The sequence below is a fragment of the Pseudomonas poae genome (assembly GCA_028869255.1).
GTDB classification, from domain to species: domain Bacteria; phylum Pseudomonadota; class Gammaproteobacteria; order Pseudomonadales; family Pseudomonadaceae; genus Aquipseudomonas; species Aquipseudomonas poae_C.
In genome coordinates, this window is sequence record CP110972.1 from 2,462,537 (window position 1) to 2,478,463 (window position 15,927).

The 15,927-nt window shown below is 54.6% G+C and carries 13 protein-coding genes and 1 pseudogene; 8 read left to right on the forward strand and 6 right to left on the reverse strand.

Features of this window, described 5'->3' with window-relative positions:
• Positions 1-52 precede the first annotated feature (52 nt).
• Positions 53-1,180 (reverse strand): annotated as a pseudogene (locus LRS56_11355) (alkene reductase).
• Between the two features lie 406 nt (positions 1,181-1,586).
• Here LRS56_11355 and LRS56_11360 point away from each other — a divergent pair.
• The gene (locus LRS56_11360; GenBank protein WDU65727.1) at positions 1,587-1,856 is read left to right on the forward strand and encodes a DNA binding protein; all 270 of its coding nucleotides are present in this window, start codon (positions 1,587-1,589) and stop codon (positions 1,854-1,856) included.
• A 129-nt stretch (positions 1,857-1,985) separates the two neighbouring features.
• Here the strand turns inward: LRS56_11360 and LRS56_11365 are convergent, their stop codons facing one another.
• The 4 genes from LRS56_11365 to LRS56_11380 form a co-directional block, all read right to left on the reverse strand.
• On the reverse strand, positions 1,986-2,678 hold the full coding sequence (locus LRS56_11365) for an ImmA/IrrE family metallo-endopeptidase (protein WDU64995.1): 693 nt from the start codon (positions 2,676-2,678) through the stop codon (positions 1,986-1,988).
• Positions 2,679-2,933: 255 nt separating this feature from the next.
• The gene (locus LRS56_11370; protein WDU64996.1) at positions 2,934-4,922 is read right to left on the reverse strand and encodes a UvrD-helicase domain-containing protein; all 1,989 of its coding nucleotides are present in this window, start codon (positions 4,920-4,922) and stop codon (positions 2,934-2,936) included.
• Positions 4,919-6,985: an AAA family ATPase gene (locus tag LRS56_11375; protein WDU64997.1), complete on the reverse strand. Its 2,067-nt coding sequence runs from the start codon at positions 6,983-6,985 to the stop codon at positions 4,919-4,921. The genes LRS56_11370 and LRS56_11375 overlap by 4 nt, the downstream gene beginning before the upstream one ends.
• 260 nt (positions 6,986-7,245) lie before the next feature.
• The gene (locus tag LRS56_11380; GenBank protein WDU64998.1) at positions 7,246-10,002 is read right to left on the reverse strand and encodes a UvrD-helicase domain-containing protein; all 2,757 of its coding nucleotides are present in this window, start codon (positions 10,000-10,002) and stop codon (positions 7,246-7,248) included.
• A gap of 412 nt (positions 10,003-10,414) precedes the next feature.
• Between LRS56_11380 and LRS56_11385 the strand changes: the two genes are divergently transcribed.
• The 6 genes from LRS56_11385 to LRS56_11410 all read left to right on the forward strand — a co-directional run bounded on the left by LRS56_11385 (position 10,415) and on the right by LRS56_11410 (position 15,053).
• Positions 10,415-10,693, forward strand: a complete 279-nt coding sequence (locus tag LRS56_11385; GenBank protein WDU64999.1) for a hypothetical protein — start codon at positions 10,415-10,417, stop codon at positions 10,691-10,693.
• Positions 10,694-10,816: 123 nt separating this feature from the next.
• Positions 10,817-11,347, forward strand: a complete 531-nt coding sequence (locus LRS56_11390) for an SLATT domain-containing protein (GenBank protein ID WDU65000.1) — start codon at positions 10,817-10,819, stop codon at positions 11,345-11,347.
• 81 nt (positions 11,348-11,428) lie between these two features.
• Positions 11,429-12,712 carry a nucleotidyltransferase gene (locus LRS56_11395; GenBank protein ID WDU65001.1) on the forward strand — a complete coding sequence of 428 codons (1,284 nt, stop codon included), beginning with the start codon at positions 11,429-11,431 and terminating at the stop codon, positions 12,710-12,712.
• Positions 12,713-12,854: 142 nt separating this feature from the next.
• A complete protein-coding gene (locus LRS56_11400) occupies positions 12,855-13,322 on the forward strand; it encodes a hypothetical protein (protein ID WDU65002.1) in 468 nt (155 codons plus the stop codon).
• A gap of 19 nt (positions 13,323-13,341) precedes the next feature.
• Positions 13,342-13,626 (forward strand): hypothetical protein, encoded by a 285-nt coding sequence (locus tag LRS56_11405; protein ID WDU65003.1) that lies wholly within the window; start codon positions 13,342-13,344, stop codon positions 13,624-13,626.
• Positions 13,627-14,651: 1,025 nt separating this feature from the next.
• Complete coding sequence (locus LRS56_11410; GenBank protein WDU65004.1) at positions 14,652-15,053, forward strand: helix-turn-helix transcriptional regulator; 402 nt, start codon at positions 14,652-14,654, stop codon at positions 15,051-15,053.
• Positions 15,054-15,075: 22 nt separating this feature from the next.
• On the opposite strand, the gene LRS56_11415 is transcribed toward LRS56_11410, so the two are convergent.
• The gene (locus LRS56_11415) at positions 15,076-15,417 is read right to left on the reverse strand and encodes a hypothetical protein (protein WDU65005.1); all 342 of its coding nucleotides are present in this window, start codon (positions 15,415-15,417) and stop codon (positions 15,076-15,078) included.
• 101 nt (positions 15,418-15,518) lie between these two features.
• On the opposite strand from LRS56_11415, the gene LRS56_11420 reads away from it, so the two are divergent.
• Positions 15,519-15,671, forward strand: a complete 153-nt coding sequence (locus LRS56_11420; protein ID WDU65006.1) for a hypothetical protein — start codon at positions 15,519-15,521, stop codon at positions 15,669-15,671.
• The last annotated feature ends 256 nt before the right edge of the window (positions 15,672-15,927 follow it).

Below are 15,927 nucleotides of genomic sequence, written 5' to 3' on the forward strand. Positions count from 1 at the left end.
GGACTTGGTGATGCAGGCAGAACGAGACCGTCCCGAGCCTGAGTAGAGGCTCTCACCCCTTGTGAGGCGCATAGTCAATGTAGCCTCTCTCATCGCCGCCGTAGAAGGTGTCACGATCTGCAGGAGTCAGCGGCCAGCCATGCTCGAGCCTGGCAACCAGATCCGGATTGCTGATGAAAGCCTGGCCGAACCCAGCGAGGTCAATCAGGCCTTCAGATATCAGCTCCTCAGCGCGTTGACGGCTCAACCCACCGGCCAATATCAGTGCGGTACCGCCGAGTTTTGGCTTGATCTGCTTCAACAGTCCAAATAGGCCACCGCCGGACTCGCCCTGAACGGCCCGATCAATTCGCTCGAAGCTGTCTTGGTTCATCACGTGGACATAAGCCAGGTGGCGCTTGCCGATCTCCTCGGCGAGCGCGAGGTAGGTCTCATCAATTTGATCGTAGAGGGGCATGTCGAAAAGTTGACCATAGGGTGAGATTCGAATCCCCACACGGTGCGCGCCAATTCGTTTGACGACTGCATCAATAACCTCAACGGTAAAGCGCAGCCGATTTTCCAGCAGATCACCGGAGTACTTATCTGTGCGGTCATTGACCCCTGGATTCAAAAACTGCTCGTGGAGATAGCCGTTTGCTCCGTGAATTTCAACGCCATCAAAACCGGCCTGAATTGCGTTTTCAGCAGCTTGTGCGAAGTCCTCGACGATCCGCTCGACCTCATCGGTGCGGAGTTGCCGTGGCGCTGGAGGTTCGACGCGATCTGGCTCACCCTTCTCGTTGTAGCCAAATGCTGCGGAGTCTTTGGCACGCTGAGAGCTAGGGCTGACGGGCAACTTGCCGTCGTCCTGAATCGAAGGATGCGAGACACGCCCTACGTGCCACAGCTGAGCGAAAATGTGCCCACCGATCGCATGCACCGAATCGGTTACCAGCTTCCAGCCATCGATCTGCGCTGCGCTGTAAATTCCGGGGTTGAACAGGTAGCCCCGACCTTCCCGTGAAATGGATGTCCCCTCGCTGACGATCAAACCAGCTGTTGCACGTTGGGTGTAATAGAGCGCCGTCAGCTCGTCCGCGACATCATTGGATGCCCTGGCGCGCGTCATAGGTGCCATTACGATGCGATTCTGTAAATTGAGGCCCTAGAGATCAAAAGGTCTGAAAAGGTCAGTCATAGTAAGTCTCACTGATGAGGGTAAGTTTTACGACCTCGTCTGCACTGGGCAACGGAGGCGATTACCCTATGCTAAGCATCAGTGATTGATGCGACTACAGCGATAATTAGCAAATTAAAATTGCTGGAATCGCAATTTTTGTGGCGACTTATGTGACATTGCATTTCTGAGCTAGGAGCCAGTCGAGCCTTTCTCGCTCAAATCCAGAGCGACCCTTAGGATCGGAACGGCTTGGCGATACAGCACAGAGCATTGATGGCATATAACGCGCCACCTATACTCCACGCATCCCATACAGGAGTATCAAATGTCCAGACTTGCAGAATTTCGTGCGTTGGAGCAACAACTGGCTGCTCAGTTGGCCGAGCTCGAGAGCCTCAAAAACGATGATGGTTTAAAGCGCTAAATCGAGTTCGAAAAAAAGCTTCGTGATCTGCTCTCTGAATACGGCTACAGCCTGCGCAATATCATAGCCATTCTTGATCCACAATCCGCTTCTCGACGAGCGCCAGCTGTTGTTGCTGAGAAGAGCAACCGCAAGCCGCGTCAGACCAAGGTTTACAAGAATCCCCACTCCGGTGAGCTCGTGGAAACCAAGGGTGGTAACCATAAGACCCTGAAAGAGTGGAAAAGCCAGTACGGTTCTGACGAGGTTGAAAGCTGGCTGGCTAAGTAAATCCTCGACTATGAGAAAGGGCCTGGTCATGGCCCTTTTTTTGTACAACAACAGTGGTCACTGTCTTTACCCGGACTGTCTGTCACCGCCATCCCCACATCCCAAATCTCCCCGAGCTCCCTGCCCGCTTTAAGGCCAGCGTACTAAGTCCAGCTCCTTGATCCGAATGGCCATAGCCGAATCTGAGACCCCAAATTGCTGGGCCAAGGACACTAGGTTCCTGTTGTTGAAACGGGTGCACCGCGCCAGCGCCAGCTCACGTTCCTTCGATTCTTTTGGAGCGTAGAGCAGTCGATCTGGATTGATGGGATCGAGGTGATAGGCAATCACGTCGCTGAAGCGCAATTGCCCGCTGCAGCAGAACATGAATTCAAACCGCTCTCGGACGAGCTTCTGAGGCATGAGGAAACAAGCAGCGAAGCGATCCGCTTGCCTCTCTGCGGGTGGACGCGGTATCTGCAACGGGCTCCCATCAAAGGCTCGATCACGATGCATGACGGTATTTTCGTGAAGCACGAGATGGCCGATCTCATGGGCTCCAGTAAAGAGTTGGACTTTTTCTCCGAACTCTGTGGCAACTGCAATCTTGATCGATTGACGATCTATCAAGCCTGCAATACGAGTACCGGTGTTGTGCCGATTGAACTGCGTGTCCCCTAAGGTGGGATGGACTTGGAAATCATAACCACAGACCAAAGCAGCGATACTGGGGCTGCGCATCATCATCGGAATGACGTCTTGATCTGGCCAAAGGTATCGCCGGTCACGGTAAATCTGCATGAGCAGGTCAGTCGCTGCCTTCTCGATATAAGCGTCGTTCATGGCAAAAACACCAGATATAAGCTCTCAAGCTCAATTTAGCCCAATATGTAGTGTCTTCAAGGTGCAGCTAACGCAATATATGGGGTTTGGCGACGAACGGTAGGCTGCCTCGATGAGATCATGGGCAATGATCATCATGCTAACCATGTCCCACTTAGGCATGAAGGTATGCTCACCCGAAATTCGAACCAGTTGTTGGTGGGGAGGCTGGGTGCGATGTTCCGGACTAGCTCCCCGATTTAACGATGCTCCAGATCAGGTAGTTAGATCCAGAATCGACCACCCTGCTGCTTCCAGCGCGGCCCTTCGCTTCTCCCCGCTGCGTCCCTCTCCCAGGCTGCTCTGCCGTACAGCCAGACACAGCATGTGCGACGGCCTGGTCATCCCCACGTACATCAGCATCATGTCTCTCTTCGCCGTTACTTGGGGGCGTTTGGCAGCTGTTTTTTTGCCCTCAAGCCACGGCATGAGCTTCTTGATGAAATGGGTACCCCGGAAAGTTTCCAGAATCAGCGTCGCGGCATGAGTCTTGCCCTTCTCCGAGTGAATGGATGCCATTCGGATGTCGACGCCATCGCCACCATCCTGGAACCGGTAAGTATTAACCAGGGATCCGCCACTCTCTCCGACCTCAGTAGCCGCGGGAGCAGGCTCCCAGGCGAGATAACGATGGCCTTCGCTATGAATTGCATTTCCCTCGGCGTCATGGAGAGCAGCCGCCAGCATCAGGAGCTTCGGTGAGATTTCGTTGATCCAATCATGCTGCGTGACCTCGGATGGCACAAACAGGATCTGCCGGAGGCATTCGCGGTACTGTGCAAACGATTCAGGCTTGGTCGTGAGTTTCTCCTGTACCGCAGCTTGGCGTCGGCCCTTCAGTTGAACCAGGCTATATGGAAACGCCAACTCACCGAGGTTGGCCAGGCACGAAGCCAACAACTCAACAGCAGAAGAGGCGGTTGGCTCTTTCATGGCATAACGCCGGGCGATATGAGCACCTTCCGCGAACGTACGAGGCTTGAACGAGGCCTTCGTCGTATCAGATCGGTAGGATGGCCAGTAGTGCTCCAGAGCTTTCGGGTACTGGTTCGCCTTGAAGTTGTCCAGCCGGTGCACCGCCCCGACTGCGAATACACCAGCCTTACGGGATTCCGTCGACAGGTGCTTCAGCACTAACTTCCCGAATTCATCAAGTACATCAGTCGCATCGTCGTCGGGGAAAACGATGATCGTGTTAGGTGTGTTGTCCGGGGCCTGCGGAGCACGAAGCCCGATCAGGCCAGCCGTGATAGGGACATACGCAAACGGGTTGGCAATCGATGCAATGGCCTGATCAAACCGGAAGCTGCTCGCGATCTCCAACTGGCGCCCAGGGTCTGGGAATGGATCCTGGAGTGGCGCGGTCTTCTCAAAAATTTCTTGGTTTGGGTCGCCAACGCGAATGACGCGGACATCCGGATCATCGTGAGGAAAAATCCGATGCAGCACGTCCGCCTGGTCTGGCTGGGTGTCCTGCATCTCATCTATCAACACGCATGGGAAGCGCAGACGCAATGCACCGCCCACAGTCGGCTCCTGATCAAGCAACGCGTGGCCTAGTACGAACACTTCATCGAAACAGAAGTAACCAGCCTTGGCGGCTCCGCTCAGCGATTTCACGACACTCTTGTAGGTAGGAGTGTGTGGCGCAAATCCGATGTCTTCACCTCCGAGTGGATCATCGAAATCGGCAGACCGGACTCGCAAGCTGTGGAGGTTTTTGTGCTTCGCCTCGAAGGCAGCCTTTGCACCGAAATGCTCGCTGTTCGTCAGCCCCCTACGACGTGCCTTATGCGTGAGCTCATCGTCAATCGCCTGCAATGCAATCCCTTTAGAGCGTAACCACGGTGAAGCTAAGAATCGGCCGGTGAAACCATGGATGGTGTCGATATAGTGGGGGAAGCGCAGGAGCCGCTGGCCTACCTCAGTGTCACCGAGGCGTTTCTCGATCTCTTCCCGAGCTGCGTTGGTGTGAGAAAGCACGCAGATACCCTGCATACGGCTCTTCCAATGGCGAGCCAGGATGGCAAGTTTAGCCACGACCAGGGTGGTCTTGCCGCTCCCCGGGCAAGCCGCTACATCGATGGTATCCATGGACTTCAAGAAGTCACGACGGGGCTCGTCAAGCATCTCCAGCCCCATTAGCGTAATTACCCAGTCCACATCAGCGTCGGTGATGGGCGCTACCAGTTGGCTGAGCGTCATTCGGCGGACTCTTCCAGCGGATCAGTGGATCCTGCCAGCGCTGCTGGCACCATAAGGGGATGAGCCGGGCTGGAGGTTGTAGCCAAGGCTGAACCGCCGGTTGCATATTCGATCGCGTGGACGACATAGATCGGCAACTTCCCTCGCAGTGTAGTGGCATCCATCGAACCTTTTTCGAAACCCTGGTCAATGAAGTCGATCAGGTACTGGGCTGCGATCGCTTTTGACGCCCGATTGAAGAGTTTGTAGATCGCGGAGCAACGGGCTTCCTCGGTGGCATGGGTTGTCTGAATTTTTTCGAAGGCGGTCTGCGCCTGCTTCAGCAGGCCGGCTTTGGTCTCCGAGCCTTTGTCGATCTTCTCCTCATAGATGGCAAGGTATGCCGCGTGATGGACTTCCTTCGAGAAGCCTTTCAGTGCCAGGTCATATTCGAGCGTCCAGTGGTCGGCGACGAATGTGCGCACACACTGCCCATCACTTTCGCCTCGTTTCTCGCGATGTGCCTTCAGGCCCTTTTCAACTTCGGCCGGTGTGGAACCAAAGTCTTTTCTGGCGCGCCAACGCCGCTTGGCGATGTCTGGCCAAACTGGCCCCTTCACACCCTTCAAGCCCCGAATCTCGGGCGCGCAGTCTGGCATCACATCCATGTCAGTGATGCAGGCGGTGGGAACGGTGATCTCGCCCTTCGACGTGTCCTTGCGCTGCAGGATCTTCGAATAGCGTCGCAGACCGACACCGCCTACGTTGATGATCGAGACCCCATGTTTGGTGAGATCCTTGCCCAACCGACGCGCTAGTGACGGCAGAAGGATCGCTTCCGCATCCCCTTCGACGACGAGCAATCCTTTCGCGAAAAACAACCCTGCCTTGGTCACATCCAAGAATCGACTGAGGAATCGATAATCATCAGCCGCGAGACATGTCTGATCCTCAGCGAGCGAGAAGGCCCGCTGTCGTTGCATCAACACCAGGTTCTGCAGAGGTATTTTGGAACTCAGATTGGGGCTATGGGTGCTGAGGATGACCTGAACCGGCCTTAACCCCGTGGAGGGCTTTGCTGCGGCTTCGAGGAACTCCATCAACTGGAGCTGACGTTGCGGGTGCAGGTGAGCCTCCGGCTCCTCGATAAGGAGCAACGGGAGTCCGTCGGGTTCTTTGCCGAGAAGTAGGAGTTCGCAGGCCATGAACAACACATTGTTGGAGCCCAGCCCGTAGATGCCGCGCGCCTCTCCAGTGGCATGATCCAGCAACCCAAGCTCCAATCGCTCCAGGATTTGCTTGAGCTTGGCTGGGTCAGTTCCGGCTTCCCCGAAGCCGATGCGACTGGTGAGGGGTTGGCCTGCCAGTGACAGCGGGCGAAGGTAGGTGTCGTTAATCTCCGTTTGAGCGGACACGATGGCACTGTGACGATTCACCAAGTGGCGCAGGAAATCACCCATGCCGGCAATGCTGAGCGCCTCTGCATCAGTGAGGTCTGTCGGGAGTGCTGCGGGATCAAAAGAATCGCCCGCATCAATATTAGGGAAACTGCTCAATACTTGAGATAGCCGGGAATTCCGGCCTGGAGACATTTCCCGCTCTGCATCGCGCAGCGGTTTGAGGTAGGCAGTGGCGAGCAGTTGCCGTACACCGACGTCTAGAGACGGCCCCTCCCCGTTCTCCCCCGAACGAACCGAAATATCCACCCATTTGCGGGTTGAGGCTGAGGCGACAACGCGGCGGGCTGACCAGTGTACGTAGAGCCGCCCTACGCCACCGGTGTAGGTCACATACTCAGCGAAAGCCCCCAATTCCGCGGAGCTCAGTCCTTCCAGAGTGCACCTCAGCGTGATGTTCTCGGCCTGGATGCCACCGCTGGCGATGTGGAAGTCCTCGAGCTGCAGTCGAAGGTATTCGGCATCCCGGGTTTGCAGCACATAACGAATCGCATCGATGACCGCGGTCTTGCCAGCGTCGTTTTCGCCGACGAGAGCCGTCACGCCTTCGTTGAACTGGATGTTCAACGCATGATCACCATGCCCGAACTGGCGGAAATTCTCGATTTTCAAAGCCGAAAGGAACACAGTGCAGCCCTCACCTTTTTGTGTGGTAGGTAAGGTTGCTCAGCGCCAGCATGGGCGGCAGCATCCCTCCCTGGATGTGGTAGCTATATGCCATGAAAAATTAGCGTGAGCTACACAATTCGACCAACTTGTACCCGACTAGCGGCGGTTCAGTGTCTTTGAAAACCTCTTGAACTCATAGGCCCGGTGAGCCGCGAGATGCGCTATCCGCTGCGATAACGCATCAATCCCCCACTCCGAAGGCTTGGCTAATTCACCATTCACACTCGGTATTTCTTCCTGCTATATCGATTGCCTACGTATTGAGCTTTTTTGACAGATTTCTTCTTGGGTGGCTTGTAGTCACACTCAGGGAAATTGTTGCATGTCAGGAATTTTCCATTTTTCCCATCCCTCAAGATCAGATCGCCAATATTGCAACTAGGGCAGGGATAAAGCCTCAGCGCACGCCCCTGAATGTCTTCCACCTGCAGCGCGCTGTCCTGCACCAACTCCTTCAGGAAGACCGAAACCTGATTCTGAACCGTGTACATCACCACTGTACGCCGAGCTCGTGTGAGGGCGACATAAAACAGCCGGCGCTCCTCCGCGAAGAGGTATGAGTCTCCCTTTGGCATGACCAAACCGAGCACGGGATCGTCTGTCATGGTGCTGGGAAAGCTCCGACGTCGTTTTACGCTGAGCATCGCCGGCAAGATGATGTAGTCCGCCTCGGTGCCCTTGGAGCGATGGACGCTGAGAAATGATACTTGGATGAACCTCCCAAATCTGGCCTGCCAGTTTCCTGGGACATAGGCTTCCTCGTCGTTATAGCGCCCCAAGATGCAGACTTTGATCAGGCGGTCATTCGCTTTCGGGATTGAGCCATCCATCAAACCAGCGACCAGTCCCTCCAGAAAATGGACTATAGCTGGCCCTATCTCCTGGGCGCCCCGTAACATCACCGCACGTAGCGCAGGCCCCACTGCTGGTGTTTTGGAATACACCGTCTTCGGCAGCTGAACTGGGTTCTTGCTGACAAATTGACTGGATACATCGCATAAGGCTTGAGGGCATCTGAAGGTCTGCTCCAACTTCAACAGCTGGCCCGAACCAAAAAAATCCTTGAAGTCAGTCATCACAGAAACGTCGGCACCGGCGAACCTATTGATGGACTGCCAGTCATCACCCACCGCAAAGAAATGCCGCCCTGGAGGACTTACCAATGCCCTGCACAAGCGTGCCCTGGCTCTGGAAGCATCTTGGAATTCGTCGGCCATGACCAATCGGAAGTTCGGCACGCATCGACCTTGCTCCACGTGTTCAGCTGCTTGCACGAGCATGTCCTCAAAATCGAGTCCACCTACTCGTTTGAGCTCCGCGTCCCAGGCTTTCATTACAGGCCAAAGGATGTCGAGGAACATTCTGTAGCGGTGTTTGAACAACCCTGAAGGCAACTCCTCGACCCGGGCGAGCAAGTCTTGCTCTTTCAGGCAATTGCTCTTCACATGAGCGATAAAGGTGCGGATCAACCCAATCAGCTTCAAGGCTGACAGGGGCGGCTGACGGCCTTCGGGAACAGGTCGATCAGGGTTAGGATCGAGCTTGATTCCTCGGCTCGTCAGCTCCCGCGTGAGATGCTCAACCCAAGTGTTATCCCGGATCTGATGCGAGGTGGTTTCAATCAACTGGGTACCGCGCGCGCGATGCTGCGCACGCTTCCACATTGCCTCCTGAAGGTACCCCTCGAAGTGGGCGGGTGGCTGCCCATGCTCATTAAACGCGAAATGCTCGTGGTACAAACCAATCGCTGGATAGTAGAAGTCAGGGTGATACTGGCTATGGGTTTCGGTGGCGGTGTCGTGCTCGTAGGGACGCTCGTAGAGATACTCAACACCGTTATAATGCAACCAGTTGGCAATCATGCACTCTTCGAGGCTTTTCACCGGATCACCCTGGATCGGGATGAGGCGACCTGACTTGGAGCCCGCCTTGGGAGGCGCCTTCATCGACTTGAACTCGGGTAGGTCTCGACCGAAGACAAGACGGAATAAATCCCAACGACTGCGGAATGCGACGGAGTTGTCTTTCAGGTGGTCGACCAATTCCTCGAGCTTTTTGAATGCCAGCTTTTCCTTGACCACCCAATCCGGTACCCGCGGTTTTTTCTTGGTGGCATAGCCGATGATGGCAAGTCCAAGCCGATGGAAGGTCTTGGCGCGAACCTTGACGTTGTCCATCTTTAACCGCGTGAACGACTGCTCTGCTCGCTGAGCGAGCTCCTCGGCAGCGTCTTTGTTAAAGGCCAGCATCACAATTTCTTTCGGCTGGAAGAACCCACGGTCAATCGCATATGCAGCCTTGGCCACCATCGTGGAGGTTTTACCTGAACCCGCGGAGGCTGCAACTTGCACTCTGTTGTCGAAACAGATCACTGCCTTGGCTTGCTCATCATTCAGTGGCAGCTTTTCCACCTTGGACAGCAGCCATTTCGATGCCACCAGCTCTTTGTCTGTGTGCTCCTGATTGATCTTTCTCCAGAGGGCATCCCAATCACCACGCCAGATGGCAAGCGCGCGCTGAATCTCTTCGAGCGAAATCCCGAGAGCGTCCCTGAGCGCTTGGTCTTGCAACAGTGCATCCAGCTCTTTATCAGAAACCGGCAAGCTCGGCTTGGCCGCCTGCAAACTGACCTGCTGCTCATGGGTGATCCAGCGCCGCTGTGTTCTCGCATCAGTCAGCAGCCGGCTCGCCTCGGACAACCAGCCTTTTAGGAGAGTGTGAGCTGTCCTAAAGCGCTCTGCCCGCTCCTGCTTTCGACTCTCCGCCTCCAGCAGTTTTTCTGCCGCCAGTCTTTCATCAGTCCTGATAAACTCTGCGATGGCAGCATTTAGTCCTGATACATAAAGATTAGGTAGCCCGCGTAGGACACCGCCCGGATACCGCAACTTGCCCCACAGCATGCCTTCTGCTGCGGCTATCCGGTTCCGCTCACTCTCTCCGATCACGACACTTTTGCCGTCGATGATTAGTTCCAAGCGCCCACTTGCGAGTCGCAACAACCAGGATGAAGACTTAGTCAGAACCCTGCCCCAATACGAAGGGCCCCAGACGTATTCCTTACTCAAAAACTACCTCCAACGCGGTGTTCAAACGAGAGCGAGAAACTGCTCACGATTCAGTGAGGAAGGTATTCATACCGCAAAAAGATAGCAATCCCAATGGCTCAGAAACGGTTGCCGATCCTAAAGAGCCAGGCGCTCCTGCCAGGCAGCCACTCAACAGGATCAATAAGAACTCAATACACATTCAAATGGATGCTATCGATGCCGGTTTATTGACTTAAATAACGTCAACTTTCTGCCAAAAAAATAAATCAGAAAGTAAGCCTTGAATTGGCAACTAGTGCCCCGAGATCTGGATCGGCAACCCCACTATATCGGAGCCCCTATGGCAGACATTTATTACATCAATGGCATCAGACTCGACAAAACTGAGGAGCACATCCAGTTTGTTCGAGTTCGCAAAGCAGTCTCAAAGCAGCACTTCATGGTGCCGCGCGAATTCGTTGCTCAGCTCATACAAACTGGCGTGTCATTCAAATCTCGGTACCACGACGGCAATGGCTGGCAAACCGGTGCAGACGTGGAAGTCTATGAAGACGTCTTTCTCCGGGCTAACCGCAACAGCACCGCTAAAGACAACCTCAGAAATTTGCCACAGGTCTGATTCTTTCGCGGCCCTGAGCGCGCGCGAGCAACTCTGCCCTTTCGCTTGCTCTGCCATACGCGTCGGCACGCCGTTCATTCGCGGCAGCCAGGCGACCGATGAGACTCACTGCAGGTACGCTACATGGATCACCAGGTTGCGCTAAAGTTGATCGCCGAGAAGGCCTACGACGTCGGCTACTCCGCCAAGCTTCACTTCTCCACCTACGACATTGTGGAAAAAGCCCCAGGGTGGATCGGCCTGATCTCACTGGTGATAGGCGTACTAGCGCTCTACATCGATTTTTTGGCGGCAAAACACGTTTCAGCACTCATCACGGTGATTGGCATCTGCAGCCTTTACATCACCTATTACGCCGACTCCAAAGAGCAGTATTTTCAGGCCGGCAACAAGCTGACGAAATTACTTGATCAGCTCAAGGGGATGTCGGCCCGATGCAAATCCAACCAGCAATTTTCCGCCGCCGATCAAGCTGAACTGGATCAAGTCACCACTGATTTCCGATCGGCCTGTCAGCGGAAGCACATCCTGTTCTCGGGCTGGCTGGCTCACAAAAATTCTTCTGGGATCACCAGATCGATTGGATCGCTGAGCACCGTGAATTTAAGTTTTTCAGGGACAAGATCCCGTTTTCCGTATACGCCCTTATCGTAGTCATTCTGATCGCTCTTGCCGGCGCATCATGGCTTGCTGCGCATCCGGAGCTCCTCCTCTCGCTGAAGGAAGTCTGCATCCATGAGTAAAGAGCTTTTCGAGCAGTTTCGTAGAAACCTGGCGGTCAAAAATGCCGACGAGATCTCCAAAAGCTACCGGCAGATCACCGAGAAGCTCAATGGGAAATACTACGACAGCACCTCAGAGACACTTCACTGCCGCCAGGTCGGGTCGTACGGTCGACATACCGCAGTCCACGGCGTGAGCGATCTGGACATGGCCTTCGTACTCCCGTGGTCGGTGTACGACCGATTTCAGCGCTACGAGAACAACAAGCAATCGTCACTACTCGGTGAGATTCGCCTGGCTCTGAAAGAGCGCTTCCCAAACCATGAGGTGAGGGCTCAGCAGCAGGTAGTATCGATAAATTTCTCGGACTACGTGGTCGAGGTGCTTCCGGCATTCGAGCATGAGGATGGCAGCTACACCTACCCCGATGCCAATGATGGAGGCAGCTGGGAAACCTGTAACCCAGTCGCTGAAATCGATGAGATCAACTCGCTGAACCAGGACAAAAACCATAACCTCAAGCGTCTATGCAAAATGGTGCGAGCCTGGAAAAACGACCATGGTGTGCCGCTGAAGGGAATGCTGATCGACACCCTGTGCTACCAGTTCTTGAAGGGCACCACGGACTACGACAACAAGTCCTATGCCGCCTACAGCGAAATGACCCGGGACTTCTTCGCCTACCTGGTTGATATCGATGAAGACAAGGAGCAATGGCGCGCGCCCGGCAGTGGCTCTATTGTTACCAAATCAGGCAACTTTCATCCCAAGGCCAAGAAGGCCCTGAGACGCTTACAGGAGGCGCTGGGTGATGCCGAGGTTGCCCATGAGCGGTGGAGCACTGTGTTCGGCGAACACTTTCCAGAGTATGTTGAGCAGGAAAAGAAACAGGCAATCGCAGAGAACCGGGTCAAAAATGCCGAGCAATTCATCGGTCAAAAATTCGGCCTCGACATCCAGTACACTCTGCGCATCGATTGCTCCGTCAAGAACGAAGGCGATCGGCTTCGCAACCTCATGTCTCGCGTCATGACATACCGAATTCCCAAGCAACGTGAACTAACATTCTGGGTCGCTGAGATCGATGTACCACCTCCGTACAAGATCTATTGGAAGGTGAAGAATGTCGGCCCACAGGCCATCGAAAGAGACATGATCCGCGGCGAGATCCGTATCGACAGCGGTCACCGCCAAATCACCGAACACTCAACCTTCCAAGGCGATCATTACGTAGAATGCTACGCGGTAAAAGATAACGTGTGTGTAGCGCGGAGTCGCATCATCGTGCCGATTTGAGGGCGGTATAGAGGTGTACCAGGTAGCAGCCCGGCCCCTTACGACGCCTGCTGCTTTGCATTATTAAATCTGCGCTATGGCGCACCGAAGCTGCAGCCCAGAACAGCTTCGTTTCCGTAGCCACCGTCACAAGGACAACCTCATGCCCGCTGTAAAAAGGATTCTTCTACCCGACACCAACCAGAGCCCCGAACACATCCTGAAGAGCATCGGCGTTGCTGATCACCTCTGCGCCACGCTGAACGTCACCGAAGTCATTTTCCTCGTGCCAGTCAAAGCCTCACTTACCTTAGGCTCACTTCATACCGCTCTTGGTCAAACTGCCCACGACGCACTCGTCAAAGGTAAACCGGTCAAGCTTGAAAGTGGTGCGCAGCTGCGCTGCGAGACGATGCAAACACTGCAATGGCTATCGCGTCCGTCCGTGGTGATCGCGGTATTTGCTAGTCAAAAGATGATGGACAGGATCGACGCGCTACAGAATGTGGCAGCAGTTGTCGCTATCCCTTGGACGGCAGGTGAGATCGAGGATTGGGCGACGACCTTAGTCACCACAAGTATTAGGTCAACCGAGTCAACCGGCCCAGTCGCCAGCGAGGCTAATTGCTGACCCGGTCGTTGAACAAGCGATGAAATCGCTGACCAATATGATCAACAAAGCCCATAACATCTTGCATCCATCTGACGAGGAACACGCCAAGCGGATCCTTCGAATTCTCCGCTCGCGCAATCACAAGGAGCCTGCAGAAAACATCAAGCGTTGGGCTGTCATACATGGTTGGCTGCCCAAGGCAGCTGAACGCTTGGAGGTGCTGGCCCAAAAGGGGTTCGCCCTGCGTACTAAGCCAAAGATCGACAACCCCGACCATGCCCAACAGAGCTATCAACGTTGGGCTGAGGCAGCGCAACCATAACAGCCTTAGCTCGATAGCTTGACCACTGTTGTACGAGCGATGTGAGGCATCCGAGCAAGGGGCATGGAGGTCGGACTGACCGACCTCTCATGCCCGTTTACTTGAACAATGCTACGGTCAAGGCCACGAAGGTAGTAGCTGATTGGATGACTTCATAAATCGCGTTCGCCTTGCCCGACCAAGCTGTCTGACCCACGACAACGCCGGCAGCGACGACGGTTCCGCACAAAACGTTGCACCAGCCTCCATTAGCCACAGTCAACGCCAGACGGGAACGTGAGCAAAAGCGAAATCGCTCCGTTAGGCTAAACTTGGCTAGTGCCGTATTGCTGCGCCGCAATCTGTTCCCCCTAGGCGAAATTCGGTGCCACATCTCCCTGTACGGTAAGGCTGTAGCCACCAGCTATCGACAAGAAGGGTGCATCCTGCCAGCGATGTTCAAATGGTGCCCCTTACGTCCTACTTTTTCTGGCTAACCACGAAGCAAACTAACCGCAGCGATTTTTTCAAAAAGCAGCGCGCTTGTTTGTGTTCAAAGCATAAGCGCGGCCAAAGGCCGCGAAGAAGGCGATTTTCCCTCAGCCCCTGCGGGGCAATGCAGATGCGAGCCTGGCAACAGAGACCAAATCTGAAAACCGTCAAAAGCAAAAACCGAACCGGCAAACCGTGTGTGAACCTTGCTGATCACCTGCGGCTGCACACCACTCGCTTTTTTCTTGTCCTCAAATATAGAACTCCGTCTCGCGAAAAAAATTTCAAGGGTGCATGCAGGAAAATAGTTGAAATACAGAGAGAATCACTGATTCTGCGAGACTAATCAGTGAAAACAACTAGATTGCGGAGCACGATAGTCTCGGGCAGTCCGCGCCGGGAAAGCTGCACGCCTATCCCGATGCTGGCCTGAAAAGGTTCTTCGTTGAGACCGGCGGGAAGGTCTCTGTGGTACTGTCAGATGCTCTACGTCGGGTATTTCCGCTGAAAATGGTTTGCGGGTCTTTCTCGCCTGACATTGGCCAGGAGCATCTATGTCGCTGAAAGCAGCTTTCGCCACTGTACTGAAAGCGATGCGCATTAGCCGCGGGTTGACGCATAAAGATATGGCCTTAGCGAGCAGCCGTGGCTACATGCTGAAGCTGGAACACGGCCGATCAAGCCCTACGGTAGAGAAGCTGACTGCGATAGGTGATGCGATGGGGCTCAGCCCTTTGACCCTTCTCACACTGACGTTGAGCGTAGAGAGCGGTCAATCAATTGATACCCTGGTACAGCAGCTGAAAGCTGAAGTTGCAGATCTGGAGACCAATGGCGCGTTCAGCGGCCTGGTAGTCTCATCAGCGACTCCGATCTGCGTAACAAAGCCCTCATCGGCACGCCGGCACAAGGCTATTTACCCGTCATCGCAAGCTGAACTGTGCTTTGCCGAGTAGCAGAGGTTGCGATCGCCGAGTGTCAGAGTCCAAGGTCAATCGAAAACAGGATATCCGTAAGCTCAACTGGAACGGCCTTCTCTTCTACAAGGCGTTTTAGCACCTGATAAATCACATGTGACCGTAACTGTTCCCGGGCAGGGACGTAGCTGCTGTCGGTGCGCGGCAAATCCGCGCTGGGCAGGACGCGCTCAAGCACTGCAAACGCTACGGCGCCAACGTCTTGCTTGTAGATGCGAGTCAAACTGTCCAGGCCCGGTTTACGGCGGTAGCTGGCGACTGCATCAACCACTATCGCCATGAGAGAATCACGATAGTGCTCAGCGGCGCACAACCACACCTGCGCTTCCTGCTCAACCTTCAATGCCCTGTCCTCCTCGCTTCCAATCGGCGCGCAATATTCGACCAAAGCGCGCTTGAGCGCTAGGGGTCGGGTGCAGTTCTACCATCTAGGGATTTCCGAACATGCACATTCAGCTTGATCTGAACCGTAACGACCGCGACGCACTGCTACGACACTGCCAAGAGTTTGTTCCTGACAGCGGAGATACCCGTGAAGACGCCCGCCTGGCTGAGGCTTTGGAGGCGCTAATCGCTGCATTGGAAGACGCTATTTGAAGTGCAGAAGAGACGTCGTCGAAAGCCGCCTTAATCGACCAGTTGAGGCGCCAGAGATGCGAAGGAGTACATATGTACTCTTGGGTTTAATCACCCATCGCGAGACGCTACCAAGATTATGGTCTCACTGAGAATTAGGCGTATGAAGAGCAGCGCCACGATCCATTCACCTCCGCAACACAGCCCTGACATAGCCTTGTAAGCAGATGGCTTTGTTGGGGATCCGTTTAAGTAATCTCGCCCCAGCGCTCCCTTC

Excerpts from the sequence above, each read along its gene's own strand:
- LRS56_11365 (WDU64995.1), bottom strand. The coding sequence starts at position 2,678 with ATGAACGACGCTTATATCGAGAAGGCAGCGACTGACCTGCTCATGCAG.
- LRS56_11370 (WDU64996.1), bottom strand. The coding sequence starts at position 4,922 with ATGACGCTCAGCCAACTGGTAGCGCCCATCACCGACGCTGATGTGGAC.
- LRS56_11385 (WDU64999.1), top strand. The coding sequence starts at position 10,415 with ATGGCAGACATTTATTACATCAATGGCATCAGACTCGACAAAACTGAG.
- LRS56_11390 (WDU65000.1), top strand. The coding sequence starts at position 10,817 with ATGGATCACCAGGTTGCGCTAAAGTTGATCGCCGAGAAGGCCTACGAC.
- LRS56_11395 (WDU65001.1), top strand. The coding sequence starts at position 11,429 with ATGAGTAAAGAGCTTTTCGAGCAGTTTCGTAGAAACCTGGCGGTCAAA.
- LRS56_11400 (WDU65002.1), top strand. The coding sequence starts at position 12,855 with ATGCCCGCTGTAAAAAGGATTCTTCTACCCGACACCAACCAGAGCCCC.
- LRS56_11405 (WDU65003.1), top strand. The coding sequence starts at position 13,342 with ATGAAATCGCTGACCAATATGATCAACAAAGCCCATAACATCTTGCAT.
- LRS56_11410 (WDU65004.1), top strand. The coding sequence starts at position 14,652 with ATGTCGCTGAAAGCAGCTTTCGCCACTGTACTGAAAGCGATGCGCATT.
- LRS56_11420 (WDU65006.1), top strand. The coding sequence starts at position 15,519 with ATGCACATTCAGCTTGATCTGAACCGTAACGACCGCGACGCACTGCTA.